24 protein-coding genes are annotated in these 21,127 nt (G+C 44.3%); 9 read left to right on the top strand and 15 right to left on the bottom strand.

Annotated features, from left to right (window positions below; all coding sequences use genetic code 11):
- Positions 1-165 precede the first annotated feature (165 nt).
- Positions 166-630 carry an SRPBCC family protein gene (locus K9J17_17210; protein ID MCF8278470.1) on the top strand — a complete coding sequence of 155 codons (465 nt, stop codon included), beginning with the start codon at positions 166-168 and terminating at the stop codon, positions 628-630.
- Positions 631-641: 11 nt separating this feature from the next.
- Here K9J17_17210 and nth read toward each other — a convergent pair whose 3' ends face one another.
- From nth to recF, 3 genes are all read right to left on the bottom strand, one after another.
- Complete coding sequence (gene nth / locus K9J17_17205; GenBank protein MCF8278469.1) at positions 642-1,286, bottom strand: endonuclease III; 645 nt, start codon at positions 1,284-1,286, stop codon at positions 642-644.
- An 83-nt stretch (positions 1,287-1,369) separates the two neighbouring features.
- Entirely contained in the window at positions 1,370-1,708 is a 339-nt protein-coding gene (locus tag K9J17_17200) for a helix-turn-helix domain-containing protein (GenBank protein MCF8278468.1), read from the bottom strand.
- Between the two features lie 204 nt (positions 1,709-1,912).
- Positions 1,913-3,025: a DNA replication and repair protein RecF gene (gene recF, locus K9J17_17195; protein MCF8278467.1), complete on the bottom strand. Its 1,113-nt coding sequence runs from the start codon at positions 3,023-3,025 to the stop codon at positions 1,913-1,915.
- Positions 3,026-3,154: 129 nt separating this feature from the next.
- On the opposite strand from recF, the gene K9J17_17190 reads away from it, so the two are divergent.
- Genes K9J17_17190 through K9J17_17180 form a run of 3 tightly spaced genes read left to right on the top strand, consistent with a single transcriptional unit; the run spans position 3,155 to position 4,505 of the window.
- Positions 3,155-3,847, top strand: coding sequence for a soluble NSF attachment family protein (locus K9J17_17190; GenBank protein ID MCF8278466.1), 693 nt, complete (start codon positions 3,155-3,157; stop codon positions 3,845-3,847).
- Position 3,848: 1 nt separating this feature from the next.
- Complete coding sequence (gene ribH / locus K9J17_17185) at positions 3,849-4,343, top strand: 6,7-dimethyl-8-ribityllumazine synthase (GenBank protein ID MCF8278465.1); 495 nt, start codon at positions 3,849-3,851, stop codon at positions 4,341-4,343.
- A 3-nt stretch (positions 4,344-4,346) separates the two neighbouring features.
- Positions 4,347-4,505, top strand: a complete 159-nt coding sequence (locus K9J17_17180) for a YqaE/Pmp3 family membrane protein (protein ID MCF8278464.1) — start codon at positions 4,347-4,349, stop codon at positions 4,503-4,505.
- 68 nt (positions 4,506-4,573) lie between these two features.
- On the opposite strand, the gene serA is transcribed toward K9J17_17180, so the two are convergent.
- Together serA and K9J17_17170 are read right to left on the bottom strand one after the other, a co-directional pair.
- Positions 4,574-6,469, bottom strand: coding sequence for a phosphoglycerate dehydrogenase (gene serA / locus K9J17_17175; GenBank protein ID MCF8278463.1), 1,896 nt, complete (start codon positions 6,467-6,469; stop codon positions 4,574-4,576).
- Positions 6,470-6,478: 9 nt separating this feature from the next.
- Entirely contained in the window at positions 6,479-7,228 is a 750-nt protein-coding gene (locus tag K9J17_17170) for a DUF4625 domain-containing protein (GenBank protein MCF8278462.1), read from the bottom strand.
- Positions 7,229-7,387: 159 nt separating this feature from the next.
- Between K9J17_17170 and K9J17_17165 the strand changes: the two genes are divergently transcribed.
- On the top strand, positions 7,388-8,482 hold the full coding sequence (locus K9J17_17165; GenBank protein ID MCF8278461.1) for a PorP/SprF family type IX secretion system membrane protein: 1,095 nt from the start codon (positions 7,388-7,390) through the stop codon (positions 8,480-8,482).
- A 44-nt stretch (positions 8,483-8,526) separates the two neighbouring features.
- On the opposite strand, the gene bshC is transcribed toward K9J17_17165, so the two are convergent.
- The 7 genes from bshC to K9J17_17130 all read right to left on the bottom strand — a co-directional run bounded on the left by bshC (position 8,527) and on the right by K9J17_17130 (position 15,030).
- Positions 8,527-10,122, bottom strand: coding sequence for a bacillithiol biosynthesis cysteine-adding enzyme BshC (bshC, locus tag K9J17_17160; protein MCF8278460.1), 1,596 nt, complete (start codon positions 10,120-10,122; stop codon positions 8,527-8,529).
- Positions 10,122-11,435 carry a 30S ribosomal protein S12 methylthiotransferase RimO gene (gene rimO, locus K9J17_17155; protein MCF8278459.1) on the bottom strand — a complete coding sequence of 438 codons (1,314 nt, stop codon included), beginning with the start codon at positions 11,433-11,435 and terminating at the stop codon, positions 10,122-10,124. The genes bshC and rimO overlap by 1 nt, the downstream gene beginning before the upstream one ends.
- A 190-nt stretch (positions 11,436-11,625) precedes the next feature.
- Positions 11,626-12,576, bottom strand: a complete 951-nt coding sequence (gene ftsY, locus K9J17_17150; GenBank protein MCF8278458.1) for a signal recognition particle-docking protein FtsY — start codon at positions 12,574-12,576, stop codon at positions 11,626-11,628.
- Positions 12,577-12,723: 147 nt separating this feature from the next.
- Positions 12,724-12,882: a DUF4295 domain-containing protein gene (locus K9J17_17145; GenBank protein MCF8278457.1), complete on the bottom strand. Its 159-nt coding sequence runs from the start codon at positions 12,880-12,882 to the stop codon at positions 12,724-12,726.
- A gap of 8 nt (positions 12,883-12,890) precedes the next feature.
- Positions 12,891-13,073 (bottom strand): 50S ribosomal protein L33, encoded by a 183-nt coding sequence (gene rpmG, locus K9J17_17140; protein MCF8278456.1) that lies wholly within the window; start codon positions 13,071-13,073, stop codon positions 12,891-12,893.
- Positions 13,074-13,204: 131 nt separating this feature from the next.
- On the bottom strand, positions 13,205-14,560 hold the full coding sequence (locus tag K9J17_17135) for a DEAD/DEAH box helicase (protein MCF8278455.1): 1,356 nt from the start codon (positions 14,558-14,560) through the stop codon (positions 13,205-13,207).
- Positions 14,561-14,634: 74 nt separating this feature from the next.
- The gene (locus tag K9J17_17130) at positions 14,635-15,030 is read right to left on the bottom strand and encodes a hypothetical protein (protein MCF8278454.1); all 396 of its coding nucleotides are present in this window, start codon (positions 15,028-15,030) and stop codon (positions 14,635-14,637) included.
- 84 nt (positions 15,031-15,114) lie between these two features.
- On the opposite strand from K9J17_17130, the gene K9J17_17125 reads away from it, so the two are divergent.
- The 3 genes from K9J17_17125 (at position 15,115) to K9J17_17115 (ending at position 17,418) form a co-directional block, all read left to right on the top strand.
- On the top strand, positions 15,115-16,275 hold the full coding sequence (locus K9J17_17125) for a dipeptidase (GenBank protein ID MCF8278453.1): 1,161 nt from the start codon (positions 15,115-15,117) through the stop codon (positions 16,273-16,275).
- Between the two features lie 208 nt (positions 16,276-16,483).
- Complete coding sequence (locus K9J17_17120) at positions 16,484-16,858, top strand: very short patch repair endonuclease (GenBank protein MCF8278452.1); 375 nt, start codon at positions 16,484-16,486, stop codon at positions 16,856-16,858.
- A gap of 149 nt (positions 16,859-17,007) precedes the next feature.
- The gene (locus tag K9J17_17115) at positions 17,008-17,418 is read left to right on the top strand and encodes a hypothetical protein (protein ID MCF8278451.1); all 411 of its coding nucleotides are present in this window, start codon (positions 17,008-17,010) and stop codon (positions 17,416-17,418) included.
- A 126-nt stretch (positions 17,419-17,544) separates the two neighbouring features.
- Here the strand turns inward: K9J17_17115 and K9J17_17110 are convergent, their stop codons facing one another.
- Together K9J17_17110 and K9J17_17105 are read right to left on the bottom strand one after the other, a co-directional pair.
- Complete coding sequence (locus K9J17_17110) at positions 17,545-18,246, bottom strand: RloB family protein (protein ID MCF8278450.1); 702 nt, start codon at positions 18,244-18,246, stop codon at positions 17,545-17,547.
- The gene (locus tag K9J17_17105) at positions 18,236-19,561 is read right to left on the bottom strand and encodes an ATP-binding protein (GenBank protein ID MCF8278449.1); all 1,326 of its coding nucleotides are present in this window, start codon (positions 19,559-19,561) and stop codon (positions 18,236-18,238) included. Before K9J17_17105 ends, K9J17_17110 begins: the two co-directional genes overlap by 11 nt.
- Positions 19,562-20,151: 590 nt before the next feature.
- On the opposite strand from K9J17_17105, the gene K9J17_17100 reads away from it, so the two are divergent.
- Positions 20,152-20,565 carry a hypothetical protein gene (locus tag K9J17_17100; protein ID MCF8278448.1) on the top strand — a complete coding sequence of 138 codons (414 nt, stop codon included), beginning with the start codon at positions 20,152-20,154 and terminating at the stop codon, positions 20,563-20,565.
- A 377-nt stretch (positions 20,566-20,942) separates the two neighbouring features.
- Here the strand turns inward: K9J17_17100 and K9J17_17095 are convergent.
- On the bottom strand, positions 20,943-21,127 hold a 185-nt coding region (locus tag K9J17_17095), incomplete at its 5' end, for a hypothetical protein (GenBank protein MCF8278447.1).

The following is a 21,127-nucleotide window of genomic DNA, read 5'->3' as shown; positions in this document are numbered from 1 at the left end:
TTCTCGCAGAGGCGCAGAGACGCGAAGAAAGGTTGACAAATCCCTGTTTCCCTGACAACGGAAGGGTCTCACGAAGCATCCGTCATTGCGAGGAACGAAGCAATCTCACGAAGCATCCGTCACTCTTCACTAATCGCTAGTCACTGGTCACTAATCACTAAAAAAATGATTGAAATAAAACTGAATACAGAGATTGAAAAATCGGCTGAGGAATGCTGGCAGGTTTTTGGTGGTGGATATGCCAACATTTACCAATGGAAATCGGGCATGACAAGCTCTGATGCGGAAGGAGGTCCGTTCGAAGACTCACCTATTGCTTCCAGAAAAATAAAAGCATCTGGTCTTTCCTTTTCCGAGAAGCTGATTCATTTTAGCAATGCCGAACGTGCTTTTACATACGAAGTAATCGGAATGCCGTTTGTTGTATCGAGCGCTAAAAACGAATGGAAGATTTTCGAAATGGCAGGCAAAGCCACGTTGCACATGCATTTGCGCTTACAAGTGGCCGCGGGTTTCGGTTGGCTTTTAAACGGTCTTCTCAAAAAAAACATGACCAAAGAAATGGGCAAGCTCCATCAGGAATTCAAGTACTTTATGGAAAACGGGAAACCGCATCCGCGTAAGAAGTAAAGTAGCAGAAGTTACTTCGCTAAGTTCTTCTGGTAGTACTTGCACCAAGCTGTCAAACCGCACTCCGAACACTTTGGAGTACGGGCCAAGCACGTATATCTGCCGTGTAGAATTAACCAATGGTGAGCCGTTGCTATCAATTCGGTGGGAATATGCTTTACAAGCTCTTGTTCCGTGGCCAAAGGCGTCTTTGAATTATTCGTAAGCCCCAAACGGTTGGATACACGAAATACATGCGTATCCACAGCCATTGCAGGCTTGTCGTACACCACAGAGGCGATCACGTTGGCGGTCTTCCTTCCAACTCCAGGCATTTTCTGCAGTTCGTTTATTTCTGAAGGAACCGTATTCTTGAAATCCTCCACCAGCATTTTGGCCATTCCAACCAAGTGCTTTGCCTTATTGTTAGGGTAACTGATGCTCCGTATGTACTGAAACACCTCATCTGACGAAGCAGCCGCAAGCGAATCGGCTTCTGGAAACCGCTCAAACAACGCTGGCGTCACCATATTCACGCGCTTGTCAGTACACTGCGCAGATAGAATGACCGCCACTAGCAACTGATACGGGTCGTGGTAGTGCAGTTCCGTTTCTGCAACTGGCATGTTTTCTTGAAAGTAGGCAATCACCTTTTCGAAACGCTCCTTTTTTGTCATTAGACAAAAGTAACACGTCATTGCAAGGAAGGAGGACAAAGCAATCTACTCAAAGAGATCACCTCATTTCCTTCGCAATAAAATCAGTGGGAATGATACTCCTCAACCGTCTTGTCAGAGTATAGAATCAAGACCTTTTCAATGGTCTTTTTCGGTGCCGTTTTAACATCCAAATTGGACCGATTTTCAGGGTTTAAAATTGGCGACTTCACTCCTTCATTTACCCCCTTCAAAAGCCAGTCGGAAGACAGCTCTTTAAAGGCATCAAGAACTTTCAAAACGAAATCTAAACTGGGCTTATTTCTACCCGAAAGAATGTGACTTATGGCGCTCCGTTGCACCCCAATCCGGTCCGCCATTTGGGACGAAGAAAGACCATTGTCCTCCATCACTTTCTTGACCCTTTCCGTTATATCATCCATTCAATTACAAATGTAAATCGAATTCACAGATATCACGCTAAATAGTTAGATAATCACGTCAAATTACAATTGTAAAAATGAAATTATCAAGAGAAGTGGAGTGATTCAAATGATTGATTACCAATACTATACAATTAATGTGATTACAAAAGTAAACTAGCAATGAAAACAACGGAAATTACAGCCGTAAAACGGTTACGATCGTTAAATACCAGGGGTTATTTCCCGAAATTCACCTTGCGAAATCGGAAACACTCGGACGTCTTTTTCATCCTTTAAAAGTTCGGCCACACGCGCTGGATGTGTGTCGGTGATGAAGATCTGTCCGAAGGCTTTTCCACTGACCAATTTCAGCAACTGCCCTACCCTATCGTCATCCAATTTATCGAAGATATCATCGAGTAAAAGCAGGGGTGTGATTCCTGACTTTTCATGCATCACTTTGAACTGTGCTAACTTAAGTGCAACCAGTGCGGATTTCTGCTGTCCTTGCGACCCGAATTTCTTCACCGGGAAATCGTTGATCATTAGCCCGAGATCATCCTTATGAATGCCAATGGTGGTATAAGTTGCTGCCCTATCTTGAGCAACATTCGACCTAAGCTGATCCAGCATCAGACCTTCGTTCAACTGACTTTCATAGATCAAGCCTACTTCTTCTACAGAACCGGAAATGGTCTTATAAAAGGCACTGAAGGCTTGAATGAAATCGCTCAAGAAAGCCTTTCGTCTTTCATAGATCAGTTGGCCGCGCTGCGAGAGTTGCGCATCCCAAATCTCTAATGACTCGGACTGAAAGGTCCGATTTTCCCGAAAGTATTTAAGGAGTGCATTACGCTGTAGGAGCGCCTTATTGTATTGAACAAGGTTTTCGAGGTATTCCCTATCAAGCTGAGAAATAACGCTATCAAGAAACTTCCGCCTTAGTTCACTACCTCCATTAATGATATCTGAATCCGTAGGAGCAATGATCACCGAAGGAAACAGACCAACATGGTCAATCAATCGTCCGTATTCCTTCTTATTCCGTTTGAACTGCTTCTTGCCGTCACGCTTCAACGCGCAATAGACCTTTTCTTCTTCCGCGTTTCGTTCAAATGTTCCGCTTACAACCATAAAAGGCTGATCGCGCTGAATGTTCTGACTATCAACGGAGTTGAGAAAACTCTTGCACATGCTCAGGTAATGAACCGCATCAAGCACCGTGGTTTTACCAGAACCATTGTTGCCCACAAAGCAGTTGAACTTCTTCCCCAATTCCATATCTGCACCGGATATGTTCTTGAAATTGACGAGTGAGAGTTGTTTTAGGTGCATTGCAGGTCTATGCGAACAAAGGTAACCAAACCGCTATTCTTACAGGAATAAACACGGTTTTGGCACTCTAGAAATCACATCGTTTCCAAATTGAAATAATCCTATTTTTGCGCTTCGAAAAATTAGTAGATGGCTAAGAAGAAAATTGAAGCTGAAAAGGACGAGCTTATCGTTGACGTTGAACAGGTTTATTCCAAAACCGAAGACTTTATCAACGAAAATCAAAATGTGATCATTGGCGTTGTTGGTGGTTTGATTGCCATCGTGGTGGCTTTTTATGCCTACAACCGTGTTTATTTAGGACCTCTGGAAGAAGAAGCAAATGGACAAATGTTCATGGCTGAGCAGTATTTCCAAAAGGACAGTTTTGACCTTGCGCTTAACGGAGATGGAAACTACCTAGGTTTCTTGGATGTAGCTGATGAATACAGCAACACATCTGCTGGAAACTTGGCACACTACTATGCTGGTGTTTGCTACCTAAGAAGCGGTTCTTACGAATCTGCCATTGAAGAACTGAAGAGTTTTGATGGTGCTGGCGAAATGCTAAGCTCTGTGGCTTTAGGTGCTACTGGAGATGCCTATATGGAACTGAACAACACGGATGAAGCATTGAGCTACTACGAGAAGGCTGCCGATGCAAGTGAAAATGATTTCACTTCTCCTGTTTATTTGCAAAAGGCTGGATTTGCTGCTGAGAAAGCAGGGAAATTTGACAAGGCAATTGATTACTACACTCAAGTGAAAGAGAAATATCCAACTTCTAACGAGGGTAGAAATGCTGAGAAATACATTGCCCGCGCAGAAGCAAATCTGAACTGATTTGGCCTCGGCTCTCAAAAACCTTTCATCTTATGATGCAGCTACCGTTCCTTCTGCCGAAGGAATGCGTTTTGCCGTTGTTGTAAGCGAATGGAATACCGAGATAACCGAAGCGCTTTACGAAGGTGCGAAGCAGACATTCCTAAAATTCGGTGCTGCTGAAGGCGACATCGTAAGGCGAAACGTACCAGGTAGTTTTGAGTTGACACTTGGAGCACAGCTTATGGCTGAGCGAAAAGAGTTTGATGCCGTTGTTTGCATCGGTGTTGTGATTCAAGGAGAAACCAAGCACTTCGATTTTATCTGTGATGCTGTTGGACATGGCATTACCAATCTCAATATCAAATACAACGTTCCTGTAATATTTGGAGTACTTACGCCAAACACGATGCAACAAGCATTAGACAGGGCTGGAGGCGTTCATGGTAATAAAGGAGATGAAGCCGCCATTACAGCTATCAAAATGGCTGCACTTAAACGAGAATTGGAAGCCTAGAACATGTCTTTAGGCCGCGTCATCCTTTGCATCATCTTCCCTCCACTTGCTGTATATGATAAAGGTTGTGGGTCTATTCTGATCACTTTTATCCTCACTTGTTTGGGTTGGGTTCCAGGAGTTATTGCCGCCTTGGTCATCAACAATAAGCCGCAGAATTAATCGAAAGAGCTTCCCTATTTATCTTTATTCAGAATCAGAGACTGATTTCTTGATTTAAACGCAATCGATCAATAGAGCACTCGCAACTTGATGGTGTGGTCGATTCTTTTCAGTTCTTCCACCACATCTGCATTGTATTCCTTATCGATATCCGTGACCAGATAACCAACATCTTGATTGGTTTTGAGGTATTGACCGACCACATTGATATTGAAACGTGAGAATATGTTATTGATACGCGCCATGATGCCCGGAATATTCTGATGAATATGCAGCAGTCGGTGTGCTCCTTTGATCTCTGGCACGCGTACTCCTGGTAAATTGACACTCGCGAAACTATCTCCTGTATTGATGTAATTGACGAGTGCCTCAGGCACGTAAGCAGCAATGTTCTTCTGTGCTTCGATGGTACTTCCGCCAACATGCGGAGAAAGAATCACATTATCCATTCCAGTGAATTGACACTGAAATTTTTCATCGTTTGATTTTGGTTCGTATGGGAAAACATCAATGGCAGCTCCGCGCAGTTTACCCGATTGTAAAGCTACTTTCAAGGCATCCAGATCAACTACTTTACCTCTGGCCAAGTTGAGAAAAACGGCCCCATCTTTCATCCAACCCAACTCTTTCTTTCCGATCATTCCTTCGTTGTTCGGATTGCCGTCTACATGCAAAGACACCACATCTGCTTTCTTCAACAGATCGCGAAGCGAATTCATTTTCTGAGCATTACCCAGTGCCATTTTATCTCCAATATCGTAATAGAGCACGTGCATTCCTAACGCTTCGGCCAACACACTAAGTTGCGAACCAATGTTTCCATACCCAACAATTCCGAGTTTCTTCCCACGGATCTCAAAACTTCCCTTGGCCGATTTATCCCAATCGCCACGATGCATGGCCATGCTTTTCTGATGCGTGCCGCGCATCAACATGATCATTTCGCCAATCACCATTTCAACCACACTTCTCGTATTGCTGAAAGGTGCATTGAACACACTAATGCCTTTCTTCACGCAGGCTTCTAGGTCTATTTGGTTGGTGCCGATGCAGAAAGCACCGATGGCCAATAATCGGTCTGCCGATTCTACTACGCGTTTGGTTACTTGCGTTTTAGACCGAATACCCAACAAATGCTTGCCTTTCACTGCCTCACACAACTCATCTTCCGAAAGACTTCCAGACAACAATTCAACTTGATAACCTTCGGTTTTCAGTTGCTCTACTGCATCTTCATGAATACCTTCCAACAACAATACTTTGATTCGGTTTTTCGGATATGAGATAGCCATAGGGAGGTTTTCGTTATAGAGGTATTCGTCCAAACTTGGAGCAATGTGATCGGCCTTATCCAAGATGTTCTTGCGCGAAACGTTTTCCGTAAAAGCGTAGAACTTATCGGCAATTCCTGCTGCGCGGGTCTGGTAATCCGAAAAGCCATCACCGATCATGTGAATTTCGCCCGGAAGCTGCATCTTCCTCAACTGATCGATCTTTCCATCGGGTTTCGAAAGATCATTTTCACGGTCAAATCCTACGATATAACCGTTTTCATCATACTTGAATGTGTTCGCAAAAATCCGCTCCGATGGCACATCATACTTGGCCATGATCGGATCGATGAATTCTTTGAATCCGCAGGAAACGATGTAAATATCTGACGCAAACTTTTTAAAAAAGTCTTTGTTCCGCGCAATGGACGGTGATATTTTCCTACTCAGTCGTTTAACCAACGCATCGAGGTGATCTTTGTGCGCGTTCAATATCTTCAAGCGCATCTCAAGCGATTGCGTAAACGTGATATCGCCATCAACTCCTTGATCGGTGATCTTAGCAATCTGCGCGATCTTCTCCTTCTTTTTCGGGTCGCCTTTCAGCGAAACCTCTGCTAACTCTTCAAACGCTTCGACCTGGGTCAGCGTACTATCGAAATCGAATACGAATGTTCTTTTCTTTTCCTCGATCATTTGACCTTAATACTTCACATAAAATGGAATGTCAGACGAAACGCCTGAATAATTGTCCCAAGCGGTATACGAAACCCGGTAAGCTCCTTGTGCCCATGTGGAATCGACTTGCCAGAAAGATTGCCCAGAATTAAACGAAACCTCATTGTTCTGGATAAAAGGGAATTTAAACCAATACAAGGTATCAGCTGTTTTGGTTGGGTTTTTCCTACCAATATATATGGTAGCGTAGGTCAATGACGTTTCGTCTGTAATGGTTCCATTTGGACTGAAGCCTTGACCGAACCCGAGCGTATCAGAAGTTGGCCCGCCAGCATTGATGACAGGCGGAATGAAATCATTGCTATTCCTGATCACAAAAGACACCGTATCTCGAAGCGCTTCATTCCCTTCAACATCCACGCATGTAAGCGTAAGCCTATATCCACCGTTGAATGTGGTGGTAGGCAACGGTATGTTCATACTCAGATCGTACAAGCGCGATTCCTTTGGCACCGCTTCTACAAGAATGACCGAATACGTGGAATCTGCTCCGATATCATTCAGCGAATCGATACCTACAAGTACCAACTTATATTGCAAAAGGCCCGAATTATCAATAAGGGTTGCAGCTAGTTGAATACTATCTTCCGTGTAGATGATGGCACCCTCAAGTGGCGAATTGATGGCCACTGTTGGGCGTTCAGTATCAACGGTTTGCTGACATCCCCATAAAAATGCAGGGAAAGAGAGTAGAATAAGTGCTCGTTTAATCACGAATCGAAAGTACTTCTGCCGAACGGATAGAACTACTCGATCTGAAAAAAATGTTCAGATTCGAATGTTAATACTTTGATTCCTTTGGGCTTTCTTTGATTTTCTGTAACGAAATGAAAAAATGGTAGTATAAACCTACCACAAGGACCGAGTTGGGATATGCGAAAACTGCTGCTTTCTGTATTTATCGGAGTGATGGGATGGACGAGTGCACATGCACAAGATCCAACATTCACCCAGTTTTATGCGAATCGTACGTATATCAATCCTGCCTACGCTGGAGCCGACATGGGGCTCCGATTCAACATGAACTACCGTAATCTGTGGACGGCAGTTCCGGGCGATTTCTCTACCTACTCGGCTGGAGTTGACATTGGTGACCCGAACATTTTTGGTGGCATCGGATTTTTAGCAGCCGTTGGTAATGAAGGTGAAGGAAGATTGCAAACGCAACGCTACAGCCTTATGTACTCCTATCGTCTTATCGTTATTCCTCGGTCATTCGATATTCATTTTGGGGTGGATGCAGCCTATATGAGTAAGGAGATAAAAGATTGGAATGCCTTTGTTTTCTCCGATCAGTTACATCCGATCTATGGCAACATCAATCCTTCAAGTGTACAGCAACCAGATAAGTTGAAAATCGTAATGCCTGATTTCAATGCGGGAATGTTGGCGCGATTTAACCTTACTCCTGGTGGTGGAAGAATGCGATCTCGTAAAACCATTTCCAATACGATAGGTTTTGCTGCTCACCACATCACCCAACCAAACGAATCGCTAACAGGAAGAACGGAAAAGCTCCCTATCAGATTCTTGGCCCATTACACCATGATGGTGTCCTTGTCTAAAGTAAGAAGTCGTAACCCATTCTACCTGTCTCCGAATATCATGTACGAACACCAGCGCACTCTTTCTACCCTTAACGTGGGTATGTATGCAATGCGCGCTCCGGTAATGATCGGACTTTGGTACAGAAACGAATTCAAGTTCGAGTCGAACGATACGGATGCATTGATGTTCAACATTGGCATGCGCGGCACCAACCGACTGAAAACATTCATGTATCAGATAGGCTACAGTTACGACCTTACCTTGTCTAAATTGGCAGGATCAACATCTGGCAGCCACGAAATTGCACTGATTCTTGAGTTGACGAGAGCGAGTTTCAATAAGAAGTCGGCCATTGCTAAAAAGCGTGCACGAAACTGCTACAACTGGCACGGACCGGGCACTACTCCGAAGGTCTTCTAATACTTCGTCTTCTGACGAACCTGAATAGCATCCTTGATCGGATACTATTTCATTTCCACTATATGGAATTCTGTTGAGAAAGGAACTGAAACTTCGTAGAGCTCATCAATGAGTTCTGGCCCATACTTGGAATAGAATTCAAAGAGATTATCGTGGCGCTCTTGCAAATAGCCATTCGGAAAAAGCTTCTTATCCAGCTTTCGAATGCGATTTACAGTTACTTCAAAGTTCTTCTTCAGCGATCGGGTAAATCTACTCCCCCACTGATCGAGTGATTGTTGCATGCGCGTTTGCTCCGCATCCAATGCTGCAACTAAGGATTCATCTATCTGCGAGGCCTTTTCCTTCAGTCCATCATAGAGCTGAACAAGAAGCTGCGATTGTTCATCCAAGGAAATATCCGCATCTGAAACTTCAAGCACGTGAAGTTTGATCAGCTCATCGATAGAATGGAACATATCTTCGGGCAAAAGCTTCAACTCTTCCATCCTGTCTGCCGTGGCGCCATCTATCAATAGGAAATGATTCCGCAGCGATAGGATAGGAAAACTCACACCCATCTGACTGAAATAATCTTTGTATTGAAGCCAATATGCTAATTCTCCTGCGCCACCAACGTAGGCCAAATTGGGCAGAATGAACTCTTGGAACAAAGGTCTCAGCACCACATTCGGGCTAAAACGTTCGGGGTGAGACTCAAGCTCTGCAAGCAAGGCTTCTTTAGAGAATCTGATGTCTGTCTGAAAGACCTTGAATTTATTTCCTGATGCAAGGATGCGATTGCGAACGCCATCCTTCAGGTAGAAGGCATTGATTTCGCGCGGATTTACCTGCACATGGTAGCTGGCAGTTTCCAAGCGCTGATTCGTGTTCCGTACCAGATGGAAAGCCTCATTATCGAAGATATCCTTCTTAAAAAAGGAAGTAAACGAACGCTTTAAGCTTACATCATCGCTATCAATGATAACAAGTCCGTATTTCGCAAATAACTGATTGGAAAAATAACGCGTGGCCGCGGCCAGATTTCCAAAATCGCTGTAAGCTGTCCGGAACATCGCCACCAAGGCAAGAGTCTCAGGATTATTGCTGAACACCTCTTCCAGCTGATCGCAGAAGGTATTCAACTCCGCAGACCTCATTCTTCCTGTAGCGCCCGTCTGTTCGGTTTCCCACACATATTTCTTCCCAAAAAGATTGAACTGACCAACCTCTTCTATGTCGTGGTCTTCCGTGTTCATCCAATAGATGGGAACAAAGTGGTTCGTTGGATAGGCTTTACGAAGTTCATCCGCCAACTTAATGGTGTGCAAAATCTTGTAAACGAAATAGAGCGGCCCCGTAAAAATATTGAGCTGATGGCCCGTGGTGACCGTAAACGTGTTTTCCTCGCGTAGCGATTCAATGTTCCTCAACACCTCTGCTTGGGCGCCACCAATGGACTCATATTGTTTGAGTAAGGCATTGGCCAGTAATTCCCTATCAACAGGAAACTGCTTTCTTGAATCCATCTGCATGCGGTAATTATTTACATCATGCTTAAAGCCGTAGAACTGCTTCAGATTATCGTCCCCGTTCACATAATCCAACATCAGGCGGTTAAACCGATTGGTGTGCTCCAAGGAAATGGTGGAACGTTCCATTAGGAAACTACTTTACCGTATAGATCAAAATGTTCAGCGTCTGTTATCTCGATCATGGCGAAATCACCAATTCGAAGATAGCTTCCTTCCAAAGGAATCAGCACTTCGTTGTCTACTTCCACTGAATCGTATTCGGTACGACCAACGTAATAGGCTCCTTCTTTTCGGTCAATCAATACTTTCAATGTCTTTCCGATCAGTTCTTGATTCTTTTCCAGCGAGATCTCCTGCTGTACTTCCATAACCAATTCGGCACGTCTTTGTTTTTCCTCATCGGGAACATCGTCTTCCAAGAGATACGCGTGCGTATTCTCTTCGTGCGAATAAGTAAAGACGCCTAAACGTTCGAAGCGCATTTCCTTCACCCAATCCACCAGAATATCGAAGTCTTCTTGGGTTTCTCCTGGATAACCAACAATGAGCGTAGTACGTAGTGCTATGCCCGGCACCCGTTCTTTAATCAGATGCAGCAACTTATCGGTCTTGGCCTTAGAGGTTCCTCTGCGCATCGATTTCAACACATTATCGGCAATATGCTGAAGTGGCATATCCAGATAATGGCAGATCTTCGGCTCTTTCGCCATCACGTCCAACACGTCTTCCGGAAAACCGGTCGGGAACGCGTAATGCAAGCGTATCCACTCAATGCCTTCTACCTTGCAAAGCGCAGTGAGCAGCTCGGCCAAACGCCTTTCCCCATAAATATCGATGCCGTAGTAGGTGGAATCCTGTGCTATGACCATCAACTCCTTCACGCCTTTGGCGGCCAGCTTCTTGGCCGACTCAACCAATTCTTCAATAGGTGTAGATAGATGCTTGCCGCGCATCAGCGGAATGGCGCAGAAGGAACACGGACGGTCGCAGCCTTCCGATATCTTGAAATAAGCATAGTGCGATGGCGTAGTGAGTAGACGTTCGCCAACCAATTCGTGCTTATAGTCAGCACCAAGTACTTTCAACAACCTGGGCAGGTCGCGCGTGCCGAAGTATTCGTCCACATTCGGAATCTCTTTCTCCAGATCGGGCTTGTAGCGTTCAGAAAGGCAGCCCGTTACAAACACTTTCTCCACCAGTCCATCTTCTTTGGCCTTGGCAAAACGCAAAATGGTATCAATGCTTTCCTGCTTGGCATTGTCGATGAACCCACAGGTGTTGATGACCACAATATTGGCATCATCCTTCATCGATTCGTGTTCAGCCTCCAGGTTATTGGCCTGTAGCTGACCCATCAATACCTCACTATCATAAATGTTCTTAGAACAACCCAAGGTGATGACGTTGATCTTGTTCTTTTTAAGTGTCCTTGCTTTCATGCTGGCGCGAAGATAGCGAGCTTAGCTATTAGCTGTTAGCCGTGAGCTTTGAGCTAGAGAAAAACGAAGAATGAGAAAAGGTAATTCAACGAGATACGGCCCTTCCCCCTTATAAAGTGCCAGTCCTGAGCGAAGTCGAAGGAGGGTGCCACAGGCGGAGGATATCTTTCGTACGTAATGTCTGACGCTTCTACTTGAAAAGGCTATCTACAAACTCTGTGCGATTGAACACCTGAAGGTCTTCGATGCCCTCTCCTACTCCAATGTATTTGACAGGAATCTTGAACTGATCGGAGATACCGATAACCACACCGCCTTTTGCCGTTCCGTCCAATTTAGTAAGTGCCAAGGCATTCACCTCAGTCGCCTTTACGAATTGCGTGGCCTGCTCAATGGCGTTCTGCCCTGTAGAAGCATCCAATACCAACAATATTTCGTGTGGCGCCCCTGGAACGATCTTGTCCATTACCCTTCGGATCTTGGTCAGCTCATTCATAAGGTTTACCTTATTATGTAGACGACCTGCTGTGTCAATAATGGCCACATCTGCTCCTCTGGCCACTGCCGATTCGAGCGTATCGAAGGCTACAGAGGCTGGGTCGGCATTCATTCCTTGGTTGATGACAGGGACCCCTACGCGCTGTCCCCAAATGATGAGCTGATTGACAGCTGCGGCACGGAAGGTATCGGCAGCACCCAACACAACGTTCTTACCAGCAGATTTGAGTTGAAAGGCCAGTTTGCCAATGGTGGTGGTTTTCCCTACACCATTCACTCCCACAACCATAATAACGTATGGTTTGATGTCGCTTGGTATCGGAAGACCATCGGAATCTCCGCTATTGTTCTCTTTCAGAAGATCTACGATCTCTTCGCGAAGCATGCGATTGAGCTGATCGGTGCCAATGTATTTGTCGGCAGCCACGCGCGCCTCAATGCGCTTGATGATCTTAAGTGTGGTATCTACACCCACATCGGATGTGACGAGCACTTCCTCAAGGTTATCCAGTACCTCATCGTCAATCTTAGATTTACCAATGACCGCCTTGGTGAGTTTGGAAAAAACACCTTCGCGGGTTTTCTCTAAACCCTGATCCAGCTTTTCCTTTTTATCCTTTGAGAAGAATCCGAATAGAGCCAACTTCCTTGAATTTGAAATGAAAAATTAAGAATTAAGAATGGACATCAGCTATAAACCAAGCCATTTTTTAACTTGAAACAATCGGTAATTAAAAAAGGCTTCCCCCTTGGTTTAGAGAGAAGCCTTTAAGAATAACGCGATTACGTATTAGTCCTTTTGTGCGAAAAAGTCCTTAACGTGGTCATTATGAACGACTTCTTCTTTAAAGGCATACTCGCCAGATTTAGGTGATTTAACCATTTTGATAACCTTGGTAAAATCTTTTCCAGTTCCGGTCTTAAGTGTTGCTACTGTCTTCTTAGCCATGTCTTAAATTATTTGATCTCTTTATGAACCGTCATCTTTTTCAAGATCGGGTTGAACTTTTTTATTTCAATACGATCGGGCGTATTTTTTCTGTTCTTGGTAGTGATATACCGTGAAGTTCCAGGCTGTCCGCTGGTTTTGTGCTCTGTGCACTCCAGTATCACCTGAATTCTATCTCCTTTCTTAGCCATTTTTCTAACTCAAAAATTTCGGAGTGCAAATGTAGGAATTAAGTTTCTAGTTGCAAGCTACCAATTTCAAGAAATCGAAGGTAAATTATTCAGTACGCATTCTACGTTCGTAGAGAAGCCTGAGATTTCACTCATTTCTTCTTTTTGTTGTTGATGCTTTTGCTGCCTCGTGTCTTCGGTTTCTTGTACTTCTTGGCAATCATGGGGCGGTACGAACCGCCAAGATTGGTCTTTTTATTCTTCTCCTTCTTTTCGTGATATGCTCCTCCACCATCCAGCGTTCTATCGAAATTCCTATGTGGATTCTTTGTGTCTTTAGGATTTGAACGTTCGTCTGGAATCAGTTGCTCCGAAACTTCCACCTCATCTGGAAAATCCTCCAAGGGTATTTCCATGTCCATCAACAGTTCGATGGCCTCCTTTGCTTCCTGTTCTGCTTCGGTAAAAAACACAATCGACTGACCTTCCTGCTCCGCACGACCTGTTCTACCAATACGGTGCATGTAGTTCTCTGGGAAATTCGGAACATCAAAATTGATGACGTGCGAAATCATCTCCAGATCGAGACCACGTGCCATCACATCCGTAGCAATAAGAATGCGCTGCTTGCCGCCATTGAACTGTTCAATGGAACGAATACGGTAATTCTGAGACTTATTGGAATGAATGACGCTCATTTGAGAGCCAAATTCTGGTTCCATGGCATCAAACAAACGATCAGCTATCTTTTTACTTGGCACAAATACCAAAACTTTGTTGAACTCGGTCTTATCCTGCAAGAGGTAAGAAAGCAAATTGACCTTTGTGTAGAAGTTGGGAACAGCATATGCGGTCTGCGAAATGTTCTCCAGTGGTGTTCCACTTAATGCAATGGAAATGCGCTCTGGTGCTATGAAATACTCATCTATCAACTCAGAGACCTCATCCGTCATGGTGGCAGAGAACATGATATTCTGCCTTTTTTCCGGCAACAATTCTAAAATGTTAGCGAGCTGAAATCGAAATCCGAGATCGAGCATCACGTCCACTTCATCAATCACCAATTGCTTGATGGCTTTGAGATTGGCTGCCCGCGACAAAGCAAGATCGTAGAGTCTGCCTGGCGTTGCCACCAGAATATCTGCGCCATCTTCCAACGTGGTTGCTTGCGTATTGATGTTGGTTCCTCCATAGACACCGATCACTCTAAGGCTCATATAAGCACCATACATCTCTATCTGTTCCACTACCTGCAGTACCAATTCTCGTGTTGGCACCAATATCAACACCCGTGGATTAAGCTGCTTGGAGAACTTCAGATTCTGCAATATCGGCATCATGTAGGCCAAGGTCTTGCCCGTTCCGGTCTGGGCAATTCCAACCACATTCTTCCCCGACATGACAACAGGAAATGCCTGTTCCTGAATGGGTGTTGGCCGTTCGAAACCGAGTTCATCGATTCCGATACGCAGTTGTTTATTGAGGTTTATTTCGTCAAACGAATCCATAGCATGGCTTAAGCCGCAAAGGTAGATTCCTAATGCTTACTTCTCCACAAACAATAAATAGCAGATGACTAAGACTACTGGAGCTGGTATTTTTCGCGGCAAGGCTCTATGCACGGATAACTGAGAATGAGCTCAGAACCGTTGATTTCATACAAGATCACAAAGGGGGAAAATCCGCAGTTCTGGCCTGTGATGGTGTGATTTGTTTCAGAATAAGTAGCGAAGGTAATTGGGCCGCTCTCCGAACTCATTTGGCACAGCGTTCCAGTACATGTAAGTGTGCTGTCTGTGTAGAATTCAATTCTTTTGTTGCTGGTTACTGGCTCAAAGGTGCCACTTCCATCGCCTGGATCGGCCAGCACTTCAATCAGTTTCCAGGAATTGACCACATCTGCGCCATCGTCTTCCTTTTTGCAGGCAGCCAATAAAACGATGAGAGATGATAAGAGTAGAATGTATCTTAAGTTCATGATGACGTAATAGTTACTGATCAAACGGCTGCTCCGCCATTTATTGTGCGGTGACAAAATTAGGTAATACCCTACCTTCGTGCTATGAAGAAACTCTCGTACATCATTATCGGAACGGCACTCATCTACTGGTTGATCACGCTTTTTGTGCCGGCAATTATCGATGACAAATTCAACCCTGTTCTAACCAAAGAACCTTACACTGTTTCTGAAAAGGCGCAATCGCTCTTCAATAGCTTGGATTTTGTGGGAGATCTTCATTGCGATGCTTTGCTGTGGAACAGGAATCTGCTGAAGCGCAACGATCGCGGGCAAGTGGACATTCCGCGGATGCAAGAAGGAAATGTGGCCTTGCAGGCATTTACCATCGTGACCAAATCGCCCAAAGGGCAGAATATGCAGGAGAATACAGGCGAGACCGACAACATCACTTCGCTGATGATTGCCGAAGGCCGAGGCATTGATAGTTGGTTCAGTTTGTACGAACGCGCTATCGATCAATGCGAATCGCTGCATGGTTTCGCAAAGAAATCGGAAGGAAAATTCGTTGTGGTGCACGATAAGAATGAGCTCCGATCATTTCTTGATGCACGGAAATCAGACCGCTCGCTAAGCGCTGGCTATTTGGGTGTAGAAGGCGGCCATTGCCTCGAAGGTAAACTCGAAAATGTGGATGGACTTTGGGAAGCTGGCGTTCGGATGATGGGACCTACACACTTCTTCGATAACGAACTGGGCGGCTCTGCGCATGGTGTTTCTGGTGCAGGTCTGAGCGATTTCGGGAAGCAGGTTGTAAAGCATATGAACGAGCTTGGAATGATCATCGATGTGGCGCATTCATCCGAATCCATTATTGATGATGTGTTGGCAATGACCACCAAGCCGATCCTCACTTCGCATACTGGAGTAAAAGGCACGCTCAATTCGCCACGCAATCTTTCTGATAAGCATTTGAAAGGCATTGCTGCCACCAACGGATTGATCGGCATTGCTTTCTTTCCCGAAGCCATTGGCGGCACATCGCCCGAAACCATTGTCAACACCATGAAGTACGTGCGCGACCTCGTTGGTTATCAATATGTGGCCTTGGGTTCCGATTATGATGGCTCAGTAACCACCGAATTCGATTGTACGGGCTTCAATTTGCTGGTAGAGGAAATGCTGAAGCAAGGTTTTTCGGAAGAGGAGATCCGTGGCATTATGGGCGATAACATGAAACGGTTTCTGCTGGAGAATTTGCCTTGAAGTCCTGATTCTTACACAGAGAGAGAAGAATGGAGAAATGGAGATGCACAAAGAATGACTGCATGCGCTAATGGACCAAGTCTCTGTGTATCTCTTTTACGCTAACATCTCCCTGCAATAATTTCGCAGCGTGACCAACAGATCACCACAACCATACAGTCGGGATGAGCGCTCGCCAAGACCGCTCAACGAAACGGTGAGCAAGTACATGCGCGCTAACAAGGGCAAGAACACCAAACCCGAAATCCAATTCAGAAAAGCCCTTTGGGAAGCAGGAATCCGTGGCTATCGGCTGCACTGGAAGAAGGCTCCTGGCAAACCAGACATTGCTTTTCCGGGGAAGAAAATGGCCATTTTCCTGAACGGATGCTTTTGGCACCGTTGTCCGAAATGCGCGCTGCCAATGCCCAAAAACAATCGCGACTTTTGGGAAGCGAAATTTGCACGCAACGTGGAGCGCGACCAACAGAAACACGAAGCCTTGACGCAAGAAAACTGGAAGGTGCTCGTTATTTGGGAATGTGAGTTGAAAGCAAGCCTGGAAGTTCAGGTTGAACGCGTTCGTCAATTATTGCTATCCTAATCGGAACATGAAATTGCCACAGATGCACAGATTCTCGCAGATGAAACACAGATTTTCAATTCCTATCCGTGGAAAATCCGTGTCAATCGGTGAATCGGTGGCTAAAAGATTTAAACATTACAAATTCATCATTCCTAATTACTAATTGTTTGAAGTATCCAGCTAAAATATTGGTGGCCTGGGCCGAAGCCATTGGAGGCAACAAGAAGCTCCGCGATTGGCTGATTGCCAGCGAATACAAGGAATTGGGCCTTTTTGTCTTCGCGCTTTACCATAATGAAGAGGCGCGCACATGGCTGATGAAAAATGGATTTCCGCAGTTGATGGCCACCATAACAGGTGCCGAAGGCGATGCCAAGGCCATTGCCTGGTTAGAAAAGAACGGATTCAGCCCCTTGGCCAAGATGGCCTTGGTGGGAGATGGCGACCAAGCCGCTTTCGAATGGCTGAAGACCAACGGACATCCCGAATTGGCCTTGGTGGCCAAACGCATAGAAGCGGTGAAAGACGCCATTGAGCAGGACAATAACGACCCGCATTCCATCAATAAGTATAGCTAGCTAGGGTGATAAGGGTTTGGGGCTACAAGAAGTTGACGACCGACAACTCCCGATAACTTTTAGGACGGAAGATTTACGCACTGAAGCAGCTTTTTTGTCAAACGCCTGTTACCGGCTCGCGTTCTATCATTCCACATATTTCAAAAGTTCTCTTACTAGTCGGAACACAGTCGTTGATGATTCTTCTTTAGCGGGATTTGTGTGGTCAAAATTGTTGTAATTTCTTTCTGCTCTAATTATTGCAAGTTCAACTCTTTTTCTGTTTGTTTTCTCGTCAAATCCGTCAAGTTGTTCAAAAAAATCTTCTTCTATCAATTTAGTTCTGTTGCCGTCATAAATTACTTTGAACGGTCTCAGGTGTTCGTTGATTTTATCGTTGTAGTTATCTCTATGCATTCCACCACCTTGATGGTCATTAAAGTGTAATATCAGCCAATATTCAAACGATTGATTTGAATAAGCTACTCCTAAGTTATTGGCTTCTGCTATTTGAATTGCAGAGTTGAAATCATTATCGTTAAAATCGTCTTTATCAAACACACACCAAACTTGGTCGTAGTTTCCTAGTTGAGCTAAAGCAAGGGCTCTATTCACTAACGAAACGGTATTATATCCTTCACCAACAGATTTGACTTTTGCTGAAGTAATTCTGTATTGATTAAAATAAGAGGGTTCGGTATTTTCTCCTTCACAAACAATAAGAATAGAGGGTTTTTCTGTTAACTCTGCAACAGGTCTTTCTAGACTCGGTTCTTTTCTTCGTTGAGCCCTTAACTGTTCAAGGTGCTTTTGCTTAGCTGCTTTTTGTTCAGCCTTTTTATCCTTCATTTTCATTTTCTGTCAATAAAAATTTTAGGTTATCAAAAAAGCCAAGGAATGGAACAGCACCATATTTTCCATTGATATAGTTATCTTCAAAAGGCTCTGTTTTTCTTACTTCATCTGATTTAAAGTCAGCTAAGGAATAAAGTTTTACTTCTCCATATTTATTTTTGTTTGTGAACCAAATTTGGTCTCTTCTGAAGAGTCCTGAACTTAATAAGTTTGTGTCGTGAGTATTGAAAATCAACTGTGCATTCTTCTTATTAAACTCTTTAGAGTTAAAAAGCGAGACGATTTTACAAACCAGATTTGGATGAAGTTTAGAGTCTAACTCATCAACGACCAATGTGTATCCATTCTCAATAACATCAAGAATAGGCCCTGTTAAAGCAAAGAATTTTCTTGTCCCTGATGATTCATCATCGTCCAAAGAAAAACTAATGTTTCCTACCGCTTTTAAGTCTTCATTATATTTTTTATGCTTGGTCAACACATCAGAAACATACTCTTGCTTTTCCTCACGAACTTCTTTAATGATTTTATCTTTAAGTTCTTTGGGCATCCCTTTCGGAAGACTATTGATGTCAAGTTTTTGTAATTCGATATCTTGAATTCCTAAATCAGCGGCTTTCAATAATTCTAGAATTTTGATTTTGTGTTCAGGATCTTCTGTTTTCCCCATAGTAAAGCCTTGGTAACCTGATTCGTTTAACCCTGATAAAGTTTTTAGTCTTTTAAACCAATCTAAAACATTGATTGCAGTCTTTTCATTGAATTGAGCGGCTACAGAAATTAATAACGCATTATCTCGAACAAGTCCTTGCTTAACAACCGTATTGCCTTTGGTGAAACTTCGTTCGTGAGTATTGAAAGTGCTTCCTTCTCTGTAAAATAGTTCAACTTCTTTTGTTTTTGGTTTGTGATAAAGCCACTCAGATACAATTCTTTCAGTTGTCGCTTCAAAGCCATAACGATAAAGCACATTCTTGTGAACGAAAATGATTTCAAATTCAGATGGTTCGTTTTCTGTCTGTGTGCTTAATTTAAAAGACTCAACATCAATAGTCTCACCTTTTTGGCTTTCCTTTGAACTATTGATTACAAAATATCGCATAAATGCAAATGCGTCAAGCAATTTGCTTTTACCACTCGCATTTGCACCATAGATAACTGCACTTTTGAGAACTCTCAATCCAAAGTTTTCATTGATTGCGATATTCTCGTGCTCTCTGGTGTCTTTGTCATAGTTAGAAGCAAAAAGGCTCAAAGTCGCTTTGTCCTTAAATGTCCTAAAGTTTTTAATTGAAAATTGCAGAAGCATATTTCTATTTGTTTTTGATTAAATCCCCGCAAAGGAAGTCTTTATCCTGCAACTACACGCAAAATAAAAGTCGTTTTTGATTGTTTTGACTCAAAAATCTTGTTTACACCACTTTTTTTTTTAGCCAACCCGCAAATACACGTTTACTACCCTCCCCATTCTGCCAGCGTACCGTCATCCGACCTGCTCGCTATGGCATGGAGTCAAACTTACATAGATTATTGAAAGCGTCAATGTGGGTGCTGTGTGAATCTGGTGGTATGGCGCTTCGCCCTGCGCTGTGCCCGATACTGGCAGGCAGTGGCGCTATTTATCGGCACGCAGTGGAGATTATTTGATCATGATAAGCAATTGTATACTCATATTGAGTGTATTATTACTTACTATAGGTCAATGTTTACTCATTATTACTATACCATGAATTATAATGAGTGCAGATACACTCACTACGAGCCATCTTCCACTCACTATGAGTGCACTGATACTTATAACAGGTAAACGTATAATCATAATTCGTACTTTAGTACCCATAATACGTATTTCGCTCCTTGGCCTGCAGGCATAAGGGGCCTTAGCTCTAGCCCAAGCGCATGAAAGAAGATACCAGCTCCTATGCCCTGCCCAAAAGCGTGAAGCGACACGCGGCCAGCGAACTACCCGACCTGAAGAACCTGGTGAAGGTTTTTGCCAACACGCAGAATTCTAACCCGGCACGGGTGGCCAAGGCCATGGGCGTTACAAGCAGCAATCTGAATGACCGGACAAAGGGGCGCAATCCGCGCATCGAAATGCTACTGGCACTGAGCGAGGCCTTGGAGTATAACCTGCTCGACTTTTACCTGCGCTTGCTGCCCGAACGTTTGCGCAGCACCACCGAAACACGCCAACTAGAGCAGCAGATAGAGGAGCTGCAAGCACAGCACCTTGCCCTGAAACAGGAATTGGAGAGCACCACACGCGAGCGCGATCTGCTGTTTTCGCTGATGCAGGCGCCACGCAAGTAGCTGCAAGCACGCGGTAAGGTGCTTTTTTAGTGCTTTGTAAGGATCTGTTCTAAGCATCCGTCATTGCGAGGCAGGAAGCAATCCCACGGAGAATCCTAGCAATGTCAGAAGGGGATTGCTTCGTCATACTTCCTCGCAATGACGCGCGTAGAGAGTCTGGTGGTGTCAGAAGGGGATTGCTTCGTCATTCTTCCTCGCAATGACGGGAACCGAAGCATCCGTCATTGCGAGGTACGAAGCAATCCCACGGAGAATCCTAGCAATGTCAGAAGAAGATTGCTTCGTCCTACGTCCTCGCAATGACGCGTATTGAGAATCCGTCATAGGCATCCGTCATTGCGAGGTACGAAGCAATCCTGCGGAGAATACTGTCAATGTCAGAAGGAGATTGCTTCGTCATTCTTCCTCGCAATGACGCGTATTGAGAATCCGTCATAAGCATCCGTCATTGCGAGGCATGAAGCAATCCCACGGAGAATCCTAGCAATGTCAGAAGGAGATTGCTTCGTCATTCTTCCTCGCAATGACGGGAATAGAGAGTCTGGTGGTGTCAGAAGGAGAT

Source organism: Flavobacteriales bacterium (genome assembly GCA_021739695.1).
Taxonomy (GTDB): Bacteria; Bacteroidota; Bacteroidia; order UBA10329; family UBA10329; genus UBA10329.
This window is presented reverse-complemented; position numbering and strand designations above follow the sequence as displayed.

Coding starts and splice junctions, on each gene's coding strand:
- rpmG (MCF8278456.1), bottom strand. CDS start 13,073: ATGGCTAAGAAAGGAGATAGAATTCAGGTGATACTGGAGTGCACAGAG.
- K9J17_17190 (MCF8278466.1), top strand. CDS start 3,155: ATGGCTAAGAAGAAAATTGAAGCTGAAAAGGACGAGCTTATCGTTGAC.
- K9J17_17200 (MCF8278468.1), bottom strand. CDS start 1,708: ATGGATGATATAACGGAAAGGGTCAAGAAAGTGATGGAGGACAATGGT.
- K9J17_17110 (MCF8278450.1), bottom strand. CDS start 18,246: ATGAAGGATAAAAAGGCTGAACAAAAAGCAGCTAAGCAAAAGCACCTT.
- nth (MCF8278469.1), bottom strand. CDS start 1,286: ATGACAAAAAAGGAGCGTTTCGAAAAGGTGATTGCCTACTTTCAAGAA.
- K9J17_17145 (MCF8278457.1), bottom strand. CDS start 12,882: ATGGCTAAGAAGACAGTAGCAACACTTAAGACCGGAACTGGAAAAGAT.
- K9J17_17210 (MCF8278470.1), top strand. CDS start 166: ATGATTGAAATAAAACTGAATACAGAGATTGAAAAATCGGCTGAGGAA.
- rimO (MCF8278459.1), bottom strand. CDS start 11,435: ATGAAAGCAAGGACACTTAAAAAGAACAAGATCAACGTCATCACCTTG.
- K9J17_17120 (MCF8278452.1), top strand. CDS start 16,484: ATGCGCGCTAACAAGGGCAAGAACACCAAACCCGAAATCCAATTCAGA.
- bshC (MCF8278460.1), bottom strand. CDS start 10,122: ATGGAACGTTCCACCATTTCCTTGGAGCACACCAATCGGTTTAACCGC.
- K9J17_17165 (MCF8278461.1), top strand. CDS start 7,388: ATGCGAAAACTGCTGCTTTCTGTATTTATCGGAGTGATGGGATGGACG.
- K9J17_17105 (MCF8278449.1), bottom strand. CDS start 19,561: ATGCTTCTGCAATTTTCAATTAAAAACTTTAGGACATTTAAGGACAAA.
- K9J17_17125 (MCF8278453.1), top strand. CDS start 15,115: ATGAAGAAACTCTCGTACATCATTATCGGAACGGCACTCATCTACTGG.
- K9J17_17130 (MCF8278454.1), bottom strand. CDS start 15,030: ATGAACTTAAGATACATTCTACTCTTATCATCTCTCATCGTTTTATTG.
- K9J17_17135 (MCF8278455.1), bottom strand. CDS start 14,560: ATGGATTCGTTTGACGAAATAAACCTCAATAAACAACTGCGTATCGGA.
- K9J17_17100 (MCF8278448.1), top strand. CDS start 20,152: ATGAAAGAAGATACCAGCTCCTATGCCCTGCCCAAAAGCGTGAAGCGA.
- recF (MCF8278467.1), bottom strand. CDS start 3,025: ATGCACCTAAAACAACTCTCACTCGTCAATTTCAAGAACATATCCGGT.
- K9J17_17180 (MCF8278464.1), top strand. CDS start 4,347: ATGTCTTTAGGCCGCGTCATCCTTTGCATCATCTTCCCTCCACTTGCT.